The 22,796-nt window shown below is 64.8% G+C and carries 8 protein-coding genes; 6 read left to right on the forward strand and 2 right to left on the reverse strand.

Annotated features, from left to right (window positions below; genetic code table 11):
• Window positions 1-77: 77 nt before the first annotated feature.
• Window positions 78-2,183, reverse strand: coding sequence for a penicillin-binding protein 1C (pbpC, locus tag FJ417_RS29185; protein WP_140785829.1), 2,106 nt, complete (start codon window positions 2,181-2,183; stop codon window positions 78-80).
• Between the two features lie 109 nt (window positions 2,184-2,292).
• Window positions 2,293-7,773: an alpha-2-macroglobulin family protein gene (locus FJ417_RS29190; RefSeq protein WP_140785830.1), complete on the reverse strand. Its 5,481-nt coding sequence runs from the start codon at window positions 7,771-7,773 to the stop codon at window positions 2,293-2,295.
• A 277-nt stretch (window positions 7,774-8,050) separates the two neighbouring features.
• Here FJ417_RS29190 and FJ417_RS29195 point away from each other — a divergent pair, with 277 nt between their 5' ends.
• The 6 genes from FJ417_RS29195 to FJ417_RS29220 all read left to right on the forward strand — a co-directional run bounded on the left by FJ417_RS29195 (window position 8,051) and on the right by FJ417_RS29220 (window position 22,709).
• On the forward strand, window positions 8,051-9,979 hold the full coding sequence (locus FJ417_RS29195; RefSeq protein WP_140785831.1) for an autotransporter assembly complex family protein: 1,929 nt from the start codon (window positions 8,051-8,053) through the stop codon (window positions 9,977-9,979).
• A 2-nt stretch (window positions 9,980-9,981) separates the two neighbouring features.
• Window positions 9,982-16,035, forward strand: a complete 6,054-nt coding sequence (locus tag FJ417_RS29200) for a translocation/assembly module TamB domain-containing protein (protein ID WP_140785832.1) — start codon at window positions 9,982-9,984, stop codon at window positions 16,033-16,035.
• A gap of 277 nt (window positions 16,036-16,312) precedes the next feature.
• On the forward strand, window positions 16,313-17,971 hold the full coding sequence (locus tag FJ417_RS29205; protein WP_140659815.1) for an ABC transporter substrate-binding protein: 1,659 nt from the start codon (window positions 16,313-16,315) through the stop codon (window positions 17,969-17,971).
• A 149-nt stretch (window positions 17,972-18,120) separates the two neighbouring features.
• The gene (locus FJ417_RS29210) at window positions 18,121-19,155 is read left to right on the forward strand and encodes an ABC transporter permease (RefSeq protein ID WP_140646109.1); all 1,035 of its coding nucleotides are present in this window, start codon (window positions 18,121-18,123) and stop codon (window positions 19,153-19,155) included.
• 12 nt (window positions 19,156-19,167) lie between these two features.
• Window positions 19,168-20,325, forward strand: a complete 1,158-nt coding sequence (locus tag FJ417_RS29215) for an ABC transporter permease (RefSeq protein WP_140646108.1) — start codon at window positions 19,168-19,170, stop codon at window positions 20,323-20,325.
• A gap of 50 nt (window positions 20,326-20,375) precedes the next feature.
• Window positions 20,376-22,709: an ABC transporter ATP-binding protein gene (locus tag FJ417_RS29220; RefSeq protein ID WP_140785833.1), complete on the forward strand. Its 2,334-nt coding sequence runs from the start codon at window positions 20,376-20,378 to the stop codon at window positions 22,707-22,709.
• The last annotated feature ends 87 nt before the right edge of the window (window positions 22,710-22,796 follow it).

The following is a 22,796-nucleotide window of genomic DNA, read 5'->3' on the forward strand; positions in this document are numbered from 1 at the left end:
GCCGGCAGGCCAGAGGGGGGTGCCTCGCGCCGAATATCAGGCGGAGAAACTCAATCTCCTGAATCGCTTGCCGCATCTTATTCGACGAACACCTTCACGCTCGCCGCGCGTCCGGCCGCGTCGATCACGGTCAGCGTCGAATAGCCGGTGCCGTCCGGTAGCCAGGTCGCGGTGCGGCGGCGATCGATGCCGGCGAGCGGCTTGCCGTTGGCGAGCCAGCGGAACGGCGCGCGGCCGCCTTGCAGTTTCAGCACCAGCGGCGTGGCATCGGCGGAATTCGTGCCGAGGTCGACGCGCGCGCCATTGGGCGGGAAGATGATGGTCGGTGCCGGTTCCGTGGCGGTGGCCTGCACCAGCCCATCCGATCCGGGGCCGAAACGGGCGAGCGTCACCGGCAGTTCCTCGCGCTTGGGGTTGAAGACGCCCGGCGGTCGGCTTGGCAGCGGCACGCTGGCAAGGCCGGAACGGACGAAGCCTTCGAATAGGATCGGAGCTGCCGAGACATAGCCCGACAGGCCGGGGATGGGGCTGGCATCGGCGCGGCCAACCCACACACCCAGCACGTAGCGGCCGTCGAAGCCGACGGACCAGGCGTCGCGATAGCCGTAGGAGGTGCCGGTCTTGTAGGCGATGCCGCGCTGCATGGCGCCTTCCGGCGGCTTCACGCCGGACAGGATGTCGTTGATCTGCCAGGCGGCCTGGTCGTCGAGGATCGTTGCGGTGGTGCGCTCCGCATCGGCCGGCTCGGTGCCGTCATGCAGCGTATGCATCTTGCCGCCATTGGCGAGGCCGGTATAGAGCTGCACCAGGTCGCGCAAGGTCACGCCGACGCCGCCAAGCCCGATCGCCAGGCCCGGCGCCTCGTCGACCGGCAGGATCGGGTTGACGCCGGCCTGGCGGAAGCGCGCCGTGAGCCGTGCCGGACCGACGGCGTCGAGCACGCGGATCGCCGGCACGTTGAGCGACAATTGCAGTGCCTGGCGGATCGAGACATCGCCCTGGTAGCCCATGTCGAAATTCTTCGGACGGTAGCCGCCAAAATCGGCCGGGCTGTCCTCTATGATGGTTTCCTGCGCAACCAGCCCCTGCTCGAAGGCCAGGCCGTATATGAAGGGCTTCAGCGTCGAACCAGGGGAGCGCACCACCTTGGTCATGTCGATCCAGCCGGAACGGCTGGCATCGAAGAAATTCGCGGAGCCGACCTCGCCGAGAATGTCGCCAGTGCGCGCATCGGCCATGACCATGGCGACCGACAGTTTCGGGCCGAGCTTCCTGGCGGCATCCCTTGCCACCTGTTCCAGCCCTTGCTGCACGCTTTTGCGGATTGTGAGCTGCAGCGGCTTGCCGGGCACGGCCTTGGGCAGCATGGCATAGGAGGCATGCGCGGCCAGCGCCGGTAGCTTGCGGCGCAGGCCGGAAACATCGTCCAGCGCGGCGCGCGCGGCTTCGCGTTCGCCGAGCGCGCCGGCCGAGACCATGCGGGTGAGCACGCGGTCGCGCGCGGCGTGGGCAATGTCGAGATTGCGATCGGGCCGGCGCCTTTCCGGCAATTGCGGCAGCGCCACGAGAAGGGCAGCCTCCGACACGGTGAGCCGCTTCGGCTCCTTGCCGAAATAGGCGAGCGAAGCGGCGCGCACGCCCTCGAGGTTGCCGCCATAGGGCGCCAGCGTCAGGTAGCGTTCGAGGATTTCCTGCTTGGACAGCCGCCGCTCGATCTGGATGGCGCGCAGCATCTGCTTGAGCTTGGAACCGAGGCTGCGGCTGTCGCGCGGCTCGATCAGCCGGGCAAGCTGCATCGACAAGGTCGAGCCGCCGGAGACGATATGGCCGCTGGTGACGAGCTGGCCGGCTGCGCGGCAAAGCGCCAGCAGATCGACGCCGCGGTGATTCCAGAAGCGCTTGTCTTCGTAGGTAACCAGCATGTCGACGAACTGCCGGTCGACCTGGTCGAGGCGGGTTTCGAGCCGCCAGTAGCCGTCCGGCGTGGCGAAGGCGCGCAACAACTGGCCGTCGCGATCCTGGACCTCCGTCGAGACCGTCAGCTTCGCCGGCAGTGGCGGCGGAAAGGCGCGGTCGAGTTCCCAGAACGCGGCGGTCGAAAGCGCCGCGAATCCGGCGAGGCAAAGGCCTGCGATTGCGGTTCGTTTGAGGATTTTTCTGGAGAGCACGGTGCTGCCCCTCATCCGCCCGCCCGTCCTTCGCAGCAGCGACGCCGCAGCTTCGGAGGGTGAACCGGCACCTTCACCCCGTCCAGAGACGGGGTGAAGGGAGATATCGGTGACCTTTTCATCGCTACTCGGCCTTGACCTCCATCACGCCGGTGGCGGTGCGGGCCGAATATTGCGGCCGGTACATGTCCTCCACCGTCGCCGCCGGATGGGCGTAGGTGCCCGGCGTCACGGCGCGCACGACATAGGCCAGCGTGATGTTGCGGTCGCCGTCGCCTTCGTTCGGGTTGAAGGCGGCGACGAAGCGGTCGTCGCGGAACTCCAGATGCGCGGCGTCGGTCTGCGCCAGCCAGGAGAAGTTCGACAATTGCGCGCTGGAAACCAGGCTCGGATTGTCGATCTCGAAGCCGGCCGGCAACAGGTCGGTGATCAAGAGCCGCGACGGCCACTTGTTCTGCTCGTAGACCTTGAGCACGACCACATAGCGCTCGTTCTGCCTGGCCTCCGTGACATTGGCCTCGGTGCCGTCGAGCTTGTAGTAGGTGCGATCGATGGTGAAGCCGTCGCCGCCGGCCGGCAGCGGCTCGACCGGCGCGGCGACCGCGGTGACCACCGCCTGCAGCGGCGTCGCGCCGGTGTTGGCGATGGTGAGGGGGCTGTCGACGAGGTCGCTGCCAGCGACCTGGTCTGAATAACCGCCCGAATGCGGCGCGCCGTTGACGGAAAGCATGATGGAATCATTGCCTTCCTTCAGCGCCCGCGCGGCGAGCAGCATCCAGGATTCGTCCTGCGTGCTCGTCCAGCGGGCATCGGCGCGCGCCACGCCCACCAGCTTGATCAGCTGCGGCATGATGCTCGGCACCGGCTTCGATTCCGCCGCCAGCGCCAGCATCGCCGCGCTGTCGCGCAACCGCGAGCCGTAGTCCGAGCGATAGTAGTCGTAGTCGGTTTCCGATTGCGCCAGCCGCAGCGCCGTCTGGAAGGTGGCTTCCGAACGCTGCGTGTCGCCGTAGAGCGCGAGGCTCGCCGCCAACTGAGCGACCGCCATCGGGCTGGAGAAGGCTTCGATCTGCGTGTCGGCGTAATAGCGCAGATCGCCGATCGAGGCCTTCTTGTTGCGGGCGAGCACGTAGAGCGCATAGGCGATCTCGCTGCCCTTGTCCTGGACGTCCTGGTCGTAGCCCAGCGAGTTCTGCAGGTTGTTCAGCGCCTGGTTCATCGCCAGCGCGGGCACATCGTATTTCTCCTCGCGCGCCCGGGTCAGGAACTCGCTGACATAGGCGTCGAGCCACAGGTCGCCGGAGCCCGGCCCCCAGAGGCCGAAGCTGCCGCTTGCCGCCTGATAGGACAGGACCTTGTAGATCGCGTCCTGGATGCGGCCGTGCAGGTCCGGATCGCTCTCCATGCCGATGCTCTTGGCCATGTCGTTGACATAGAGCAGCGGCATCGCGCGGCTGGTGGTCTGCTCGGCGCAGCCATAGGGGTAGCGGTCGAGGCTCATCAGAAGCGACGGCACGTCGAGCGCGGACGACTGCGAAACGCCGACGCTGACCGAAGCGCCGTCGAGCACGCTTGCGGCAAGCAGTTCCTTGTCGACCCGCAGCGAGCCGCCATGCGGCTTCAGGTCGACAACCATGCGGTTGGTGACCGGAAGCTGCGCCGGCCGCACCGGCAGATAGAGCGTCTGCTCGACCTGAGTGCCGCCGGCATGCGCGAGCTTGACGGTGACGGAAGCGTCGCCCGCGGTCTTGGCGACCAGCGGGAAGGTGAGCGACTGACGCTTGCCCTGGGCGAGCGTCAGCTTCTCGGGCAGCGGCTTGTCGCCGGTCGAAAGGTCGCCGGTCGTGGTGACCGACAGCGCATAGTCGCCGGCCGGACCATCGGTGTCGGCAATGTCGAGGCGCATGGTCGCCGCATCGCCCGGCGCCAAGAAGCGCGGCAGGCCGGCGGTGATCACCACCGGATCGCGCACGATGACGTCGGCGTGGGCATGGCCGACCGCATCCTTCGTCCAGGCGACGGCCATGACGCGCACGGTGCCGTTGAACTGCGGGATGTCGAAGTCGATGCGCGCCTTGCCGTCGGCATCGAGCTCGACGGGGCCGGAGAAGAAGGCGACCAGCTTTTCGGTCGGCGGGCTGCCTTGCGCCTGCATGTTCGCTCCGTCGCCGCCGGTGCGTATCTTGCCCATGGTGCCGAGCGAGCCATCGATCAGGCGTCCGTAGAGGTCGCGGATCTCCAGCCCCAGCATGCGCTGGCCGAAGAACCAGTCCTCAGGGTCGGGCGCCTTGTAATTGGTGAGGTTGAGGATGCCGACATCGACGGCCGCCACCATCACATAGGCGTTTGTGCCGGCCTGGGCGCCGTTGACGGCGACAGGGATCGACAGCTGCTGGCGCGGCAAGGTCTTTTCCGGCGGCGTCAAGCTGACCGCCAGCTTCTTCGAGCCCGGATCGACTGACAGCCATTGGATGCCGATGGCGCGGGCCGGCATGCGCGATTCCTGCGCGTCGCCGGGCCGGAACAGGGTCGCCGTGACATAGGCGCCGGCGCCCCAGTCGTCGCCGACGGGGATGTCGACGGTGCTGCCGCCGGCCGGCACCGAAGCGGTGACCGTCTTCAAAAGCCTCTCGGCGCCGATGGTGACCAGAAGTTCGCCGGCAAAATGCGGCGAGACCTTCAGCTTGGCTACTTCGCCGGCGGCGTAAGTATCCTTGTCGAGGGCGATCTCCAGGCCGTCTGGCGTCTCGGTGGTGATCGAGGCGACGTACCAGCCGGCATCGAACTCATAGCTGGTCGCCGGACCGTCGGGATCGGCCGTCTCGACCTCGAGCCGGTAACGGCCCCAGTCGACGGGCAGCGATACCGTCGCCTCGCCATCGGCCTTCAGGTCGACCGCGCCGTTGGCTACGGCCTTGGTGAGGTTCACCGCCTCGTAGTTCCAGGAATTGTTGGAACGGTACCATTGATAGTTCCGCTCGACCTTGACGAGCGACCACTGCGCGCCCTTGAGGTCCTCGCGCTTGCCGTTCGGGTCGACGGCGATGATGCTGAACTTCGCCGTGCCGCCTTGCGGCACCTCATCATCCGCGAAATCGGGGCGAATGCCGATGACGTCGCGCTGCGGGCGAACGCCGATGTCGAGCGAGCGCTCGACGGCGCGACCGCCGGCCTCGCGCATGCGCACGGTGACCTTGGCGTTGACCAGCTTGGTGGTCGACGGCAACTGGTCGATGGTGACCGGGAAGGTCGCCTTGCCGTCGTCGCCGACCACGGGAAGATTGGCGAGAGGCGTCACGGTCGGCTCGCTCGACTGCTCGTCGGCCAGGCCGAAGGTGAAGTCCTTGAAGCTGTCCCAGCTGCTGGTGGTCGACAAAGTCATCTCGCCTTCGAGCGCCAGGCCCGCGGCCGGCGCGCCGTAAAGGAAGCGGCCGTCGACGGTGGCGTTGGCGGTCTCGCCCTGGGCGATCTCCTTCTTGTCGGCGGTCAGGTCGAATTCGATGCGATCCGGCACGAAATCCTCGACCAGGAACATCTGGCTGGCGACCGGCGCCTGCTTGGGATCGGTGTAGATCGACACCGTCCAGGTGCCGCGCATGGCGTTGGCCTCGAGCGGCAAGTCGACGGCGTGGCCGCCGGCGGACTCGCCATTGCTGATGACACGGCGGCTCTCGACGCCGTCGGGACGCGTGAAGATGAAGGTCAGCGGCAGGTTCTCGACCGCCTTCGCGGCGCCGTCGCGGGCAAGGGCGGCGACGTGAACGTCCTCGCCGGCGCGGTAGATGCCGCGCTCCGTCCAGGCAAAGACGTCGAGCGCGCCTGGCGAGGCGCGCCCCTCGACGCCGCGATCCGAAAGATCGAAGCCGGCCTTGCCCATGTCGAGGAAGACGAAGTCGTTGTCGCCCTGCTTGGCCATCAGCACGGCCGGCACCATGCCGTTTTCGCCGCGGGTGAGGCCAGGATTGAAGACGGCGTGGCCCTCGGCGTCGGTGGTCGCCGTGCCGAGTATCTCGTTGTTCTTGGCAAGCAACGTCAATTCGGCGCCGGAAATCGGCTTGGCCGAGCCCAGCGAACGGGCAAAGACGTTGAGGCCGTCTTGGCCGGTATAGGTGGAAAGGCCGATGTCGGAGACCACGAACCACTGCGTGGCGCGTGAACCGTAATCGTCGCTCTTGTCGTCGACCAGTTGCGCGGTCAGCACATAGACGCCGGGCTTGCGCTGCGGGATCGCCTCGTCCACCGGAAACGAAGTGGTAACCTCCTTGTTGAGATCATTGGCGATATCGAGCGTGCCCGACCAGACGGGCGCGCCCATCTGGTCGGAAATGGTGGAGATATCATAGCCGTCGAGCTGATGCAGGAACTGATAACCGGACAGAAGCTGCGCCAGCGAACGATCGCCGATGCGGTAGAGCGTCATCTTGGCGGCGTTCATGTTGACGGTGACGACCGGAATGCCGCGGCGCGCGCCGGCCGGCAGCACGAAGCTGTCGCCGGTGAAGCGGGCGGAGGGAGCGCGGTCCTGGACGTAGATCGACAGCACGACAGGCGCGGCGATCGTCTCGCCGATCGCGGCCGGCAGGCCGGCGCGGAAGGTTACGTCATAATGCTGGCCGTGCTCCAGGCCTTCGACGCAGATCTGCTTGTCCTTGGCCTCGACGGCTTTGGGCGCGGCGTTGTCGACGGTCACGAACTGCGCATAGTCGATGCCGGTCTTGACCAGTTCCTCGGAGAACTGGGCGCAGATGCGCGGCGAGGAGGAATCGGCATCGACGGTGTGCTCGATGACGCGAAAACCCTTGCGCGCCTTGAGGTCGGCATAGTCGGCCTGGACGGCGGGCGAGCTCACCAGCGCAAGGCTCGCCTCATAGGCCTGCAGCGACGGCCGGTACAGATCGCGCTTGTCGAGGCCGGCGCCGAGCAGGGCCAGCGCCTCGGCGCGGGTCTTTGCGGTGCGCACCAGCTTGTAGGCGTTGAAGGCCGCCGAGGTGGCGTTCATCGGGAACGTCGAGGGTTCGGTGGTGTTCGAGGCCGGCTCCACGGCGAGTATCTCGCGCGCCAGCGCCAGCCACAGCGCGCCGTCATCGGGCAGGACGGAGACGGCCGCCTGGTATTTCTGCATGGCAAGGCGATGGTCGCCGGTAAGTGCTGCCTGCTCGGCGGCCGCCTGCAGGGCAGCAAGCCCTTCGGTCGGCTTGTCATAGGCCGGATCGGTCAGGTGGTTGCGGAACTGCTGGGCCTGGTCGGCCATCCAGTTCGGGAAGAAGGCCAAGGCCGGCGGGGCGCCGATATCCGGGTCGCCATCGACATTCGCGACCTTGCCGGCGACGGCGCCGGTGAAGGATTTCAACTGGTTATAGTCGGATTTGAGAAAACACCATTTGGCCTTGGTGTTGTAGGTGAAGGCACGGCAGGCCGGGTCGCCGAGGCACGTGGTCTTGCACTGGTCAAGGCTGACATTCTGCTCCGACCTCAGGTCGAAGCCAAAATAGTCGGAATTGTCGGTCGTCACGATTCGCCGGGCTTCGGCCGCAAGCGCCGTGCCGCTGAAGGCGAAAAAGACAAGGAGAAGGAAAGAGAGACCACGAGCCGCGCGCATTGCCATACCACCCTCCAGACATCGCCAGCGTCCGGGCATGATCAAGCTTCGTGCAGGCTTGTCAACGCCGGAACGCCGCAGGTTTATCACCCGCAAACGGTTTCCATGCCGGCCAAAGGCCGGTATTTCGACAGAACCTCTGTGAGACGGATCACACTTTCTTGCGGAATCGCAAAAGGTGTGAATTCCAAGCCCAGTCTATTTCAGACAATTGGATTGTGGCCCCTTTACGAACGTTGCGGAACTTCATTCCAATTTTAGTTTTGTCGACTAGGTTGTCTTAATGCCGGCGCATGAAACGCAGATGTCAGGAGGGTACGCGCCAGGGCGCGGGCTTCCGCGCGCCCTGCTTTTCGCGCTCATCTGCTCGACCATGCTGGCCGCGGAGGTACGGCAGGTGGCGGCTTTCGAGATTTTCGGCATCAAGCTTTGGGGTTCGTCCAAGGACGAGGATGCCGATGTCGTCGATCCGCTGCGCTACTCGGTGACGATCAATGCGCCTGACGCCGACAAGGATCTGGTCAAGAAGCTCGAAAATGCCTCGGCGCTGAAAAACGACGAGGACCATCCGGTGTCGGGATCGCTCGGCCTGATGGCCAAGGCGCGCGGCGACCGCGAACAACTGGTCGCCGCCCTATACGCCGATGCCCGCTACGAGGGCGTGGTCACCATCACGATCGACGGCAAGTCGATCGACGAGTTGCCGCCGGATGCGGAGTTCAAGGGGCCGCAGCCCATTCCGGTGGTCGTCACGGTTTCCCCTGGAGCGAAATTCACGTTGGGCAACATCCGGCTGAAGGGTGATGCGGCGGGATTGGCGGCAGCCGATTTCGGCCTGATTGCCGGCGGCGATGCCGGCTCCGGCGCGGTGCTCAAGGCCGAAGCGCTGATCGTGCGGGCGCTGAAGGAAGAGGGCAGGCCGCTTGCCAAGGTGACGGACCGCGAGATCGTCGCCGAGCACGCCACCTCGACGCTGGACGTGACGCTGACGGTGGCGGCCGGTCCGGTCGCCGGCTATGGCGACACGACAGTCGAGGGCACGGAAAAGGTCGATCGCGACTTCACCGAATACATGACCGGGTTGAAGCGAGGCCAGCAATATTCGCCGCAGGAGATCGACGATGCCCGCGACCGGCTGCTCGGGCTCGAAGTCTTCAACAGCGTGACCATCAAGGAAGGCGACAACCTCGACGCCAACGGCAACATCCCGATCGATGTCCAGGTGAGCGAGCGCAAGCCACGCTATTTCGGCATCGGCGGCACGTTCTCGAATACGGAAGGCCTCGGGCTCGAAGGCTATTGGGGACACCGCAACCTGTTCGGACAGGCGGAGAAGCTGCGTATCGACGGCTCGATCAGCGGCATCGGCAGCAACAGCATTTCCGCGCTCAACTACAATGCCGGCGTCATGTTCGAGAAGCCCGGCGTGCTCGGGCCGACGTCGAAATTCTTCACCGGCATCAAGACGGTGTTCGAGCACCCCGATGCCTATGATCATTTCTCGGTCAAGGGCGACATCGGCGTTTCCTACGACCTCGACAAGAAGCAGCGGGTCTCGGCCGAATTCGACCTCGATTATTCGAAGATCACCGACGCCTTCGGCAAGCATACCTATCTGATCGCCAGCGTGCCGCTGCAATATGTCTATGACAGCCGCGACAACAAACTGAACCCGACCAGGGGATTCCGCTTCCTTGCCTATGCCGAGCCGAGCTACGACATATTGAACGGCGCGACCTTCCTGAAGCTGAAGGGCGAGGGCTACACCTACCAGTCGCTCGACACGGCAAGCCGGTTCGTGCTCGCCGAGCGCGCGACGCTGGGCTCGATCGTCGGCACCGGGCTGCAGAACGTGCCGGCCGACCGTCGCTTCTATTCCGGCGGCGGCGGCTCGGTGCGCGGCTATTCCTACCAGGGCATCGGCCCGAAGGATATCGACGGCCAGCCGATCGGCGGTCTCTCCTTCTTCGAGACCTCAGTCGAGATGCGCATCGGCGTCACCGACACGATCGGCATCGTACCCTTCGTCGATGCCGGCACGGTCTCGACCAAATCCTTCCCCGATTTCTCGAATGTGAAGGTCGGCGCCGGCGTCGGCCTGCGCTATATTACTCCCTTCGGGCCGTTGCGCATCGACGCTGCCGTGCCGCTCAACCGCGATCCGGGCGATCCGCATTTCGGCATCTATGCCGGCATCGGCCAGGCGTTCTGACGATGAAGATGGTCTGGCGCATCCTCCGCATCTGCCTCTACGCGCTGCTTGTGCTGCTCGTGGTGGCGATCGGCGCGCTTGTCGTTCTGACCGGCACCGAAGGAGGCCGGCAGAATCTCGCCAGCTTGGTATCGAAGATGGCTTCGAATGAGGACCGCAAGGTGACGGTCAGCGGCATCGAAGGCATCTGGTCGGGCGCGCTCAGGGTGGACCACGTCGTGTTGGAAGACCGCGCCGGCCCCTGGATGGTGGCGCGCAAAGTGGCGCTCGACTGGTCGCCGACGGCGCTGCTCTCCTGGAATTTCGATGCCGATCGCTTTGCCGCCGGGCGCATCGAACTGGCGCGGCTGCCACAGCCAAGCCAGCAGCCATCACAGAGCGGCTCGACGAGCCTGCCGGTTTCGATCGACGTCAAGCAGATCGACCTGCCGGAGATCGCGCTTGGCCAGGAGCTAGCCGGCAGCGGCATCGCCGAGCTGGCCGCCAAGGGCTCGCTCAAGGCGGATCCATCGCCACTGGCGATCGAGAGCGTGCTGAACGTGAGCCGTCACGACGGCAGAGAGGGCAATGTCGACGCCAAGATCCATTTTGCGCCGGCCGACAACAAGCTCGACCTCGATCTCAAGGCTTCGGAGCCGGCGGGCGGCATCATCGCCAATCTGCTCAAGCTGCCGGATGCGCCGCCCATCAACATCGTGGTTTCCGGCAGCGGACCCTTAGCCAACTGGAGCGGCGTCGGCACCTTCATGGTCGACGGACGGATCGTCAGCCAGTTGACCGGCCGGCACCAACTCACCGACAAGGGCCACCGCATCGAGGCCAAGGGCGACGGCCAGTTCGAAGGGTTCCTGCCGGAGAAGATAAAGGCGCTGTTTGCCGGCAAGACGAGCTTCGACCTCGCCGGAACAGTGACCACGTCGGGCGGGGTCGATATCGAGCGCGCGACCATAGAGAGCGATGCGGTGCACGGCGCCGCGACCGGCAATGTCGATCCGAGGGGTGCCAGCGACCTCGCCGTCGAGCTCTCCGCCAAGGACAAGCCGGTCACTGTCGATGTCGGCAACAGCGCTGCACCGATCCTGGTCGCGGTCGAAAAGGCAACGGTGCGCGCCTTTGGCGACGGCAAGGCGCCGATGGTCGATATCGGCACGTCGCTTACCTCGGTGGCCGTCGGCGGGACCCAGCTCAACAATATTACGGGCGAGATCCATTCCGACGGCTTCGATATCGGGAACCGTAGCGGTCCGGTCAGCATCAAGCTCGCGGCCGCCGGCCTGAAGACGGATGTGGCGACGCTGGCGCCGCTGGTGACCGGCAAGCTCGCCGTGGATCTTTCCGGCACGATCAGCCGCGAGACCGTGACCATCGAGAAAGGCACCTTGCGTAGCGATGCGCTAAATGCGGCGCTGACGGCGGGCGTGTCGCTCGCCGATCTGTCGATGACGCTGAAGATGAATGCCGACGCCGTCTCGAACGCATTGCCGCCGCAGATCAGCTCACTGCTCGGCGAGCGGGTGAAGTTTTCCGCGACCGCGACCCGCGACCCGCAGGGCGCGTTCGCCGCCAACTCGCTGGAGATCAGCTCTGGCTCGCTCAGCGCCAGCGGCACCGGCAGCATGCAGGGCTCGGACATCCAGGCCAGCGTCAAGGGCACGTTGGGCGACGTCTCGCCGCTGTCATCGCTCGCCGGCACGCCGCTTGCCGGCGGGGTCAATTTCGCGCTGAGCACGAGCGGCCCGCGTTGGGCGCCGGATTTCACGGTGTCAGCCGACAGCGCCAGCCTCACGGCCGCCGGCCGGACGGTGAAGGACATCAAGCTCTCGGCCAAAGGCAAGGCCGACATCGCCAATCCGTCGGCCGACATCTCGCTGACCGGCAACGCCGAGGGCCAGGCGCTGGATATCGAGGCCTCGCTGGTGACCGCCGACGGCAAGCGCTCGATCAAGGGGCTGAGCCTGGCGCTCGGCGACAACAAGGTTTCGGGCGATCTCGCGCTCGACGACAAGTTCCTGCCGCTCGGCACATTGACGCTTGCCGTGCCCGACATCGGGCCACTTGCGGCACTCGCAAATCAGAGCGCCACCGGCGACATCAACGGCACCATCGCCTTCGCCAAGGACGGCGAGGCGCCGACCGTCACCATCAATGCGGCCAGCACGTCGATCGCGCGCGGCGAGCTGGCGGCAAAGACGATCACCGTCAACGCGCTGATCGCCAACTACCTCAAGGGGCCGGCGATCTCGGGCACCATCAAGGCCGACAGCGTCAGTTCCGGCAGCACGGTCATCAGCGGCATCGGCATCGATCTGAGGCGCGACGGCGACTGGACGAACTTTACCGGAGGCGCGACGGCGTCCGGCATTCCGGCCACCGCCACCGGGCGCGTGAAGATCGCCAACGGCACGACAAGCGTGGAAATCGCCTCCGGAGAGGCGACGGTGCGTGGCATCAAGGCGGCAATAGCCGAGCCTTCCAGCCTCTCCATCGCCAATGGCGTGACCGCCATCGAGAAGCTCGCGCTCAATCTCGGCGGCGGCTCGGCGACGGTTTCCGGCAGCGCCGGTCAGGCACTGGACCTGACGGCCAATCTCGCCAACCTCCCGCTGGCACTCGCCAACGATTTCGTGCCCGGCCTCGACGGGGCCGGAACGCTGGAAGGCACGGCACACGTCACGGGTCCATCGTCCAATCCCGACATTCAGTTCGACGCGAAGTTGGCGGGCGCCGAGACCAGCCAGACCAGGCAGGCGGGGCTCGGGCCGCTGGATCTGGACGCTGCCGGTACCTACACGCTGGCGGGCGGCGTCGCCCTGGACCACGCCACGCTTTCGGGCGAAGGGATTTCAGGCAAGGCCGCCGGCACTCTCAACCCGAACGGCGCCAGCGATTTCTCTCTCGATCTTACCTCATCCGGAGCCAGCCTGCCGTTGACCGTCGGCAGCGCCCAAAGCCCGGTCAAGATCGCCGTCCAGTCCTTGTCGGCAAAGATGGCGGGCGAAAGCACGCAGGCGCGGCTCGATGTGTCCGCGATCCTGCCTTCCATTGCCGCCAGCCAGGCGACGGTCGACGGCCTCATCCTGGCGCTGCATTCGGATGCCTTCGACCTCAAGGGGCGGGCAGGTCAGGTTTCCGGCACGGTGTCGGTGGACAGGATTGGCCTCGACAATCCGACGATCGCGCCGCTGATCGCCGGCAAGGTCACGGCCAAGGTCAATGGCCGCCTGACGACCGATGCCGTTGCCGTCGACAGCGGCTCCTTGAGAAGCGATGCGCTCAACAGCCAGGTCGCCGGCCGGATATCGCTGGGCGACGGTTCGGTCTACCTCAATATGAACGCCAATGTCGCCTCTTCAGCCTTGCCGGCGGCGGTACGCGGCATGCTTGGCGAGAGCGCTGCGTTGAGCGCCTCGCTGAAGCGCGATGCCAATGGCAATGTCAATGTCGACGGGCTGAAGCTGAATTCGGGCGCGCTCACCGCCGATGGCCAGGCGAGCCTTGCCGACAGCAAGCTGGCCGCCGGGATCAGAGGCGCGTTGAACGACGTTTCAGGGCTCTCGAAAGACGCCAAGGGCGCCATTGCCTTTGCCCTGAATGCGCAAGGCCTGGTTACCGCGCCCGACCTGTCGATGACGGTGAGCAGCGACCGGCTTTCGGTGGCGGCGCGCGAGATCACCGGATTGAAGCTGACGGCCACCGGCAAGGCCGACGCCGCCAATCCGGCGGCCAATGTACAGCTCACCGGCAACGTCGCCGGACAAAACCTCGAGGGCAGCGCGGTGCTCGCCACGACCAATGGCAGCCGCGCGATCAACGGGCTTCTGCTGTCGCTCGGTCCGAACAAGATCTCCGGCGACCTCATCCTCGACGATGCCTTCGTGCCGGTCGGCACCGTTTCGCTCGACCTGCCCGATATCGGGCCGCTCGCCGCGCTGGCCCTGGAAAAGGCCGAGGGCAATGTGCGTGGCACGATCGCTTTCACCAAGGCGGCCAACGGACCCAACGTTGCGGTCAAGGCGAACACCTCGGAGATCAAGCGCGGCGATCTCTCGGCCAGGAATGTCGCCATCGACGCGCAGATCGCGAACTATATGGCAGCACCCGTCATTGCCGGCACGGTGCGCGCCGAGAGCGTGACGTCCGGCGGCACCGCCATCACCGGCATCGATGTCGATCTCAAGCGCGACGGCGACTGGACCGGTTTTTCCGGCGCCGCCACCGTCAAGAACATCCCGGCCAAAGCCGCCGGCCGCGTGAAGGTCGCCAACGGCACGACGACCGTCGAGCTCGCCTCTGGCCAGGCGACCGTGCAGGGCATCAAGGCCGCGATCGCGCAGGCCTCGACGATCACTGTCGCCAACGGCGTGACGACGCTCGACCGGCTGGTGCTCAATCTCGGCGGCGGCACGGCGACGGTGACGGGCAAGGTCGCGCAGGCACTCGACATCAACGCCAACCTGGCGAGGGTGCCGATCTCGCTCGCCAACAGCTTTTCGCCGGGTCTCGACGCGGCCGGCTCGATCTCGGGCACGGTCAAGGTCACCGGCCAGCCTTCGACCCCCTCGGTCGCCTTCAACATCGATGCTTCCGGCGTGCAGACCTCGCAGACACGCAGCGCCGGCCTCGGCGGCATGAATGTGTCGTCGTCGGGAACCTTCGCCGGCAACAAGCTCGCCTTCGACGCCAACATCAGCGACGGCGCCGGCCTCGGCCTTAAGGGTGGCGGCACGGTTGCGACGGCAGGCACGCCCACCTTGGCGCTCGACTTCAACGGCAAGGTGCCTTTTTCCTTCCTTGCCGCCAAGCTCGCCGCTCAAGGTCTGGCGCTCAACGGCACCGCCAATGTCGATGTGCAGGTGCGCGGCCCTGCATCCGCGCCGGTGATCAGCGGCAAAGTCACGACATCCGGCTCGCGCCTTATCGATGCCCGCTCCGGCCTGGCGGTCAACGATATCGCCGCCGACGTCGCGATTGGCGGCGGCGTCGCCAGGATCAACCGCTTGACCGGAAAGCTGTCGACGCGCGGCAACCTGTCGGCAAGCGGTACCGTCGGCATCACACCGGCGCAAGGCTTCCCGGCCGATCTGTCGGTCAAGCTCACCGACGGCCGCTACACCGACGGCCGGGTGGTGACCGCCAATCTCGGCGGCGACCTGACCGTCAAGGGCCCGCTCGTCTCGGCGCCGGTGATCGCCGGCACGATCAACCTGGCGAGGACGGTCATCACCGTCCCGGAAAAGCTGCCGGGCTCGCTTTCGGCGCTGGATGTCAAGCACAAGAACGCGCCGGCTTCGGTGCGGGCGCAGGACAAGGCGCTGCGTCCGGCGACGTCCAGCGGCAGCAGCAACGGCGGCAGCGGCCTGACGCTCGACGTGACGGTCAACGCGCCGAACCAGATCTTCATTCAGGGCAGGGGCGTCGATGCCGAACTCGGCGGCTCGCTGAAGTTGACGGGCCCTGCCTCGGCGCCGCAGGCGGTAGGCACTTTCACCCTGCAGCGCGGACGGCTGATTATCCTCTCCAAGCGGCTGACCTTCACCGAGGGCACGATCGGGTTCCAGGGGTCGCTGGTGCCCTATCTCAACATGACGGCGACCACGACGACGAGCAGCGCCACGGTCACGATCCTCGTGTCGGGCGAGGCGACCAATCCGAAGTTCACCTTCTCCTCCGTGCCGGCGCTGCCCCAGGACGAGGTGATGGCGCAGCTCATCTTTGGCCAATCCATGTCCAAACTGTCGCCGCTGCAGATCGCGCAGCTTGCGAGCGCCGCCGCGCAGCTGGCTGGCGTCGGCGGATCGACGTCGCTGCTCGAGAACCTGCAGAGCGCCATCGGTGTCGACGATCTCGACGTGACGACGGACGAGAAGGGCGGCACCGCGGTTTCGGCCGGCAAGTACCTCAACGACCGCACCTATGTGACCATACAGAAGGGCGACAAACCTGGCTCCGGCAAGGCCACGATCGACCTCAATGTCGGCCGCGGCGTGAAGCTGCGCGGCGAGGCCAATGACGCCGGCGAAGCAAAGGGCGGCGTCTTCTACGAACGCGAATATTGAGGCTGCGCGGCCCTTCCAAGGCCAGTCGAAGCGGCCGCTCGCCACGGCCACAGAGCCCCTAATCCTCATAAAATGTATTGATTTAATCGCCCGCGACGAATTTTGGGAAAATCCGCCTCACGCTAACAAATTTGCGTCAAGACTGTCGCTATCGCGCGAACCGTATTGCAACCAAAGATGCACATTCCCTAACATGTTCCCACTTCACACCGTGTTTTGACATCACGGCTTGGATGCGGAATGTTACAAGGCGGAAAGCCAACAATGGGAGTAAGTCATGGCAATCTACAAGAGCAATGGTGACCGTGTTCCGGATCACATCCTGAAAATGGCCGAAGACGCCAAATCGGGCGGCGTGGACCGCCGCGAGTTTCTGGCTTTGGCAAGCGTCTTCGGCGCATCGACGGCAATGGCCTATGGCATGCTCGGCCTCGCCGCGCCTACCCCGGCCCGGGCCGAGGACGTGCAGGGCAAGAAGGGCGGCGTGATCAAGGTCGCGATGTCGATCAAGGATCCGAAGGATCCGCGCACGGCCGACTGGTCCGAAATCTCCAATGCCGAGCGCCAGGCGCTCGAGCCGCTGGTGAAATACACCAAGGAATACACCTTCGCGCCGTACCTGCTGGCGAGCTGGGACATCAATGACGACGCCACAGAATATACGCTGCATGTGCGGCCGGGCGTCGAGTGGAACAATGGCGACAAGTTCACCGCCGACGACGTGATCTACAATTTCACCCGCTGGGCCGATAAGGGCGCGGAAGGCAATTCGATGCCTGGCCGCCTCGGCAGCCTCGTCGACGACACGACCAAGAAGCTGCGCGACGGCTCGGTCGTCAAGGTCGACGACATGACGGTCAAGCTCAAGCTGTCCAAGCCCGACATCGCCATCATCCCGAACCTGTGCGACTACCCGGCGCTGGTCGTGCACAAGACCTTCGACGAGAAGGGCGCCAACTTCAAGAACTGCCCGATCGGCACCGGTCCGTTCGAGCTGGTCTCCTACGACGTCGGCCAGAAGGTGGTCTACAAGCGTCGCGAGACCGGCAAGTGGTGGCAGGGCGAGGCCTTCCTCGACGGCGTGGAGTTCATCGACTACGGCACCGATCCGGCGGCGACCGTCTCGGCTTTCGAGTCGGGCGAAGTCCAGACCAACCACGAAACCACCGCCGACTACATCAAGATCATCGCGGATGTCGGCGCGCCGGTTTCGGAAGTCGTGACGGCAGCCACGGTTGTGTCTCGCTTCAACGTCACCAAGAAGCCCTATGACGACCAGAAGGTTCGTCAGGCGATGTTGCTTGCCGTCGACAACGCCACCGTGCTGCAGCTCGGCTATGGCAATGCCGGCACGCCGGCCGAAAACCACCATGTCGCGCCGATCCATCCGGAGTATGTCAAGCTGCCGGAGGTCAAGCGCGACATCGCCAAGGCCAAGCAGATGCTGACGGAAGCCGGCGCGATCGATTTCGAGCACGAGCTGATCAGCAACGACGAGGACTACCACAAGAACACCACGGACGCGATCGCGGCCCAACTGCGCGAGGCCGGCATCAAGGTGAAGCGCACCGTGCTGCCGAGCTCGACCTTCTGGAACGACTGGACGAAGTATCCGTTCTCGGAAACCAACTGGAACATGCGTCCGCTGGGCATCCAGGTCATCGCCATCGCCTACCGCTCCGGCGAAGCCTGGAACGAGACCGCTTACGCCAACCCGGACTTCGACAAGAAGGTGAACGAGGCGCTCGGCATCGCCGATGCGGAGAAGCGCAAGGTTGTGATGAAGGACATCGAGCAGACGCTGCAGGATTCCGGCATCATCATCCAACCTTACTGGCGCAAGCTCTACATCAACATAAAGCCCGAGGTGAAGAACCACTCGATGCACCCCACCTACGAGCACGACTTCGGCAAGGTCTGGCTCGACCAGGCGTGATCCATGGCGTGATGAATACGAGGGGCCGCGGCCCCTCGTATCTCAAGCTTCGTCGCGGCTGCATATCCTGCGGCGGTGGCGGGGCCTCATCCGCTTTTCGAAACAGGGTTGAGCCTATCTGACCCCAACCCGGCCGGCAGGGGGCGCGCATGTTCTCATTCATCGCCAGACGCATCGGCACCATACTGCTCACGATGCTGTGCCTGACGCTGGTCGTGTTCTTTCTCGTCAATCTCGAGCCCAATCTCAAGAAACTGGCGATCAGCCAGACCGAGATGCACACGCCCGCCGACCAGCTTGAAAGCTGGCTGGTCAACCATGGCTACCGGCAGAATTTCTTCGTGCGCTACGGCCAGTGGCTGGGCGTCCTGCCGAAGCATCCGATCACCGATCCGGCGACCGGCAAGACGACCCAACGCTTCTCCTTCTGCAACGACCCGATCGAACCGACATTCTCCGGCGTTCTGCAGGGCGATTTCGGTTGCTCGACCAAGTTCAAGACGACGGTCGGGGCCAAGCTTTTCCCGGCCCTCGGCGCCACCGGATTGCTGATGTTCTGGGTGCTGGCGGTGATGGTGCCGATCTCGCTGCTGATCGGCATTCTCGCCGGCATGCGCGAAGGCTCGCGCACCGACCGTGTGCTGTCCGTGGCCTCGATCGCCTCGACGGCGACGCCCGAATATGTGTCGGGCGTCATCTTCACCGTCATCTTCGCCTCCTGGCTCGGCTGGCTGAACGGTTCGGCTGCATCCGCCAGCCAAGGCATCACCTTCTACAATTTCACGCTGCCGGTGATCACGCTGGCGATCTACGGCATCGGCTATATCGCGCGCATGACACGCGCCTCGATGGTCGAGGTGATGACGCAGCAATATATCCGCACCGCCCGGCTGAAGGGCCTGTCCTTCAGCAGCGTGGTCATCAAGCATGCGTTGCGCAACGCGTTGATCGCACCCTTCACCGTCATCATGCTGCAGTTCCCGTGGCTGCTCACCGGCGTCGTCATCGTCGAGGTGATGTTCCGCTACCAGGGCTTTGGCTACACGCTGGTCGAAGCCGCCGGCAACAACGACATCGATCTGCTGCTCGGCTGCTCGCTGGTCTCGGTGTTCATCGTGCTGATCACGCAGCTCATTTCCGATGTCGGCTACGCGTTTCTCAATCCGCGTATCAGGGTTCAGTAGGGGCAGGGGCCGATGCAAACCGAATATATCAGCGCCTTCGACGTGGTTATCGGCGTGCTCTGGCGGTTCTGGCCGGTGTGGGTCGGGCTCATCCTGGTGATGGGCGCCAGCTTTACCTACAAGAAGCGACTCGGCCTCTACGGCCAGCTTTTCGACAGCGGCGTCGGCATCGCCGGCGTCTTCATCTGCCTGTTCTGGCTGTTCACGGCGATCTTCGCCTCGACCATCTCGCCCTTCGACCCGTTGGCGCAGATCTCGGTGATGAAGGACACGCTGCCCGGCGCGATCGAGCCGGCATCGAAGCTCGTCTATTATTTCGGTGGCGACAAGCTTGCCCGCGACGTGTTCTCGCGCATGGTCTATGGCAGCCAGATCGTGCTGATCATCGCGCCGGCCGCCACCGGCTTCGCGCTGATGGTCGGCATCACGCTCGGCCTGCCGGCCGGCTACTATGGCGGCAAGATCGACACGCTGCTGTCGTTCCTTGCCAATCTGGTGCTGGCCTTCCCGGTCATCCTCTTGTTCTACCTGCTGGTGACGCCGGGCATCATGGACACGCCGATCCCCTATGCGATGGCGGGATTGTTCTTCCTGTTCCCGATCATCTTCTTCAGCGTCCTGTTTTGGACGCGGTTCAAAAACCGGCCGGATCGGCTCTATATCCTGCTTGGCATCACGCTGGTGGTCGGCGGCTGGATCTATGCGGGCCTCGTCTTCGACAAGGATCCGTTCCATATCGTCCACATCGATCCGAACCAGCTCAACATCTTCGTGGCGGTGGTGTTCGCTTCCAGCCCCGGCGTGTTCCGCATCGTGCGCGGTCTGACCATGGACATCAAGACGCGCGACTATGTTGCGGCGGCGCAGACGCGCGGTGAATCGCCCTGGTACATCATGCTGTGGGAGATCCTGCCCAACGCGCGCGGTCCGCTGATCGTCGATGCCTGCCTGCGTATCGGCTACACGACGATCCTGCTCGGAACGCTCGGCTATTTCGGCCTGGGCCTGGCGCCGGAGAGCCCCGACTGGGGCACCGCGATCAAGGACGCCAGCCGCCTCTTGCGTTCCTTCATCCACCCGGCGCTGCCGCCGACGATCGCATTGATGTCGTTCGTGCTGGGGCTGAACCTGTTGGCGGATTCGCTGCGTGAACAGTCGATGAAGGATTGATGGCGGGGCTTTCGGCCCCATCTTCCAAGAACCAAGGATTGGAGCGACCCATGAACGAGGCAGTTCGAGATCCAGGCAAGCCGACCAATGGGCCGATCATCGAGATCGAGAACCTCTCGATCTCCTTCTTCACCCGCAAGGGCGAGATCCCGGCCGTGATGGATTTTTCCTGCACGGTGATGCCCGGCGAGGCGATGGGCATCGTCGGCGAATCCGGCTGCGGCAAGTCGACCGTGTCGCTCGGCATCATGCGCGACCTTTCCAACATCGGAAAGATCGTCGGCGGCAAGATCAAGTTCCAGGGCAAGGACATGGGCGAGCTCTCCGAGGAGGAGCTACGCTCCATCCGCGGCAACAAGATCGCCATGATCTACCAGGAGCCGATGGCGAGCCTCAATCCGGCGATGAAAATCGGCCAGCAGCTGATGGAAGTGCCGCTGATCCACGACAAGGTGTCGAAGGAAGAGGCGCATAATCGCGCGCTGGAGATGGTGCGGGCGGTGAGGCTGCCCGATCCCGAGCGCATGATGCGCTCCTATCCGCACCAGCTGTCGGGCGGCCAGCAGCAGCGCATCGTCATCGCTATGGCGCTGCTGTCCAAGCCGGCGCTCTTGCTGCTCGACGAGCCGACGACGGCGCTCGACGTCACCGTCGAGGCCGGCATCGTCGAGCTGGTCAAGGGGCTGGGCGAGAAGTTCGGCACCTCGATGATCTTCGTGTCGCACAATCTCGGTCTCATCCTCGAGACCTGCGACAAGATCACGGTGATGTATTCCGGCGAGGCGGTCGAGACCGGCAAGATCGAGGATGTGTTCGACCGGATGCGCCATCCCTATACGCAAGGGTTGTTCCGCTCGATCCCGCTGCCCGGCGCCGACAAGAACTCACGGCCGCTGATCTCCATTCCCGGCCAGTTGCCGCTGCCGCACGAGCGGCCGAAGGGCTGCAATTTCGGCCCGCGCTGCCACCATTTCGTCGAGGGCGTCTGCAACGCCGCGGAAATCCCGATGATCCCGGTCGACGGCCATGAGGGGCATTTCTCGCGCTGCGTGCGGTTCAACGAGATCGACTGGGAGGCGCTGCCGCCCGGCGCCAAGAAGGTCAATGAGAAGGTCGAGCCCGGCGCCCCGGTGCTCAAGATCGACGATCTCAAGAAATACTACAGGGTTGGCGGCAGCGAGGTGTTCGGCTCCAGCGAAGGCCGCGTCGTCAAGGCCAACGAGACGATCTCGTTCACCGCGCGCGAATCCGAGACGGTTGCGATCGTCGGCGAATCCGGCTGCGGCAAGTCGACACTCGCCAAGGTGCTTCTGGGACTGGAGACCGCCAGTTCCGGCACGGTGACGCTGGGCAACAAGGAGATCCAGTCGACCGGCGTCGAGAGCCGCAATGTCGAGACCGTGTCTTCGATCCAGATGGTGTTCCAGAACCCGTTCGACACGCTGAACCCCAGCCACAGCGTCGGCTCGCAGATCATCCGCACGCTGGAGAAGTTCAAGGTCGGCAAGAATGTCGCCGAGCGGCGCCAGCGCATGCTGGAACTGCTCGACCTGGTGAAGCTGCCGCGCGCCTTCGAGACCCGTAAGCCACGCCAGCTGTCGGGCGGCCAGAAGCAGCGCATCGGCGTCGCGCGCGCCTTTGCCGGCGACGCCAAGGTTGTGGTGGCCGACGAGCCGGTCTCGGCGCTCGATGTCTCGGTGCAGGCGGCGGTGACCGAACTGCTGATGGATATCCAGCGCAAGAACAAGACGACGATGCTGTTCATCAGCCACGATCTGTCGGTGGTGCGCTACATCGCCGACCGCGTCGTCGTCATGTATCTCGGCTATATCGTCGAGCAGGGGACGACCGACCAGATCTTCTCGCCGCCTTACCACCCCTATACCGAGGCGCTGCTGTCGGCGATCCCGATCGCCGACACGAGCGTGGTCAAGAAGCATATCGTGCTCGAAGGCGACATCCCGTCGGCGATGAACCCGCCGACCGGCTGCCCGTTCCAGACGCGCTGCGGTTACAAGAAGCTGGTGCCGGACAATCTGTGCGAGACCAAGGTGCCGCCGGTGAAGAATCTCGGCGACGGCCATATGAGTCTGTGCTGGCTTGCCGACGACGTGCTGGCGAAGATGGAGCCGGTCATCAAGTTCGACAAGGAGCATGCCGCGCATGAGGGCGTGCCCGAAGATGCGCCGCACGGCGAAGGCCCGGGATTTGCGGCTTCGCCGCCGAAGCGTCCACGGGGCAAGAAGGCCAGTGCCGAAGCCGATGCGACCGGAGAGGCCATCGAGGAGAATGACGCCGTCTTGCGAGCCCGTCGTCACGAAGTCCGCGACGAGACATCGGAAACCGGTGTTTCAAAGCCGAAGGACACGACAAGGCGTCACTAGTCTAATGCATGTCGCGCAAAAGTGTGCAGCGGTTTTGCGATAACGACATGCATGAAAACAAAGGCTTAAAGCGCGTCGCCTGAATCC

This window comes from Mesorhizobium sp. B3-1-7 (genome assembly GCF_006439385.1).
Lineage (GTDB): Bacteria > Pseudomonadota > Alphaproteobacteria > Rhizobiales > Rhizobiaceae > Mesorhizobium.

Bases quoted from the DNA above. Each gene is read 5' to 3' on its own strand.
- FJ417_RS29210 (WP_140646109.1), top strand. From the start codon at position 18,121: ATGTTCTCATTCATCGCCAGACGCATCGGCACCATACTGCTCACGATG.
- FJ417_RS29205 (WP_140659815.1), top strand. From the start codon at position 16,313: ATGGCAATCTACAAGAGCAATGGTGACCGTGTTCCGGATCACATCCTG.
- FJ417_RS29190 (WP_140785830.1), bottom strand. From the start codon at position 7,773: ATGGCAATGCGCGCGGCTCGTGGTCTCTCTTTCCTTCTCCTTGTCTTT.
- FJ417_RS29220 (WP_140785833.1), top strand. From the start codon at position 20,376: ATGAACGAGGCAGTTCGAGATCCAGGCAAGCCGACCAATGGGCCGATC.
- FJ417_RS29215 (WP_140646108.1), top strand. From the start codon at position 19,168: ATGCAAACCGAATATATCAGCGCCTTCGACGTGGTTATCGGCGTGCTC.
- pbpC (WP_140785829.1), bottom strand. From the start codon at position 2,183: ATGAGGGGCAGCACCGTGCTCTCCAGAAAAATCCTCAAACGAACCGCA.
- FJ417_RS29200 (WP_140785832.1), top strand. From the start codon at position 9,982: ATGAAGATGGTCTGGCGCATCCTCCGCATCTGCCTCTACGCGCTGCTT.
- FJ417_RS29195 (WP_140785831.1), top strand. From the start codon at position 8,051: ATGCCGGCGCATGAAACGCAGATGTCAGGAGGGTACGCGCCAGGGCGC.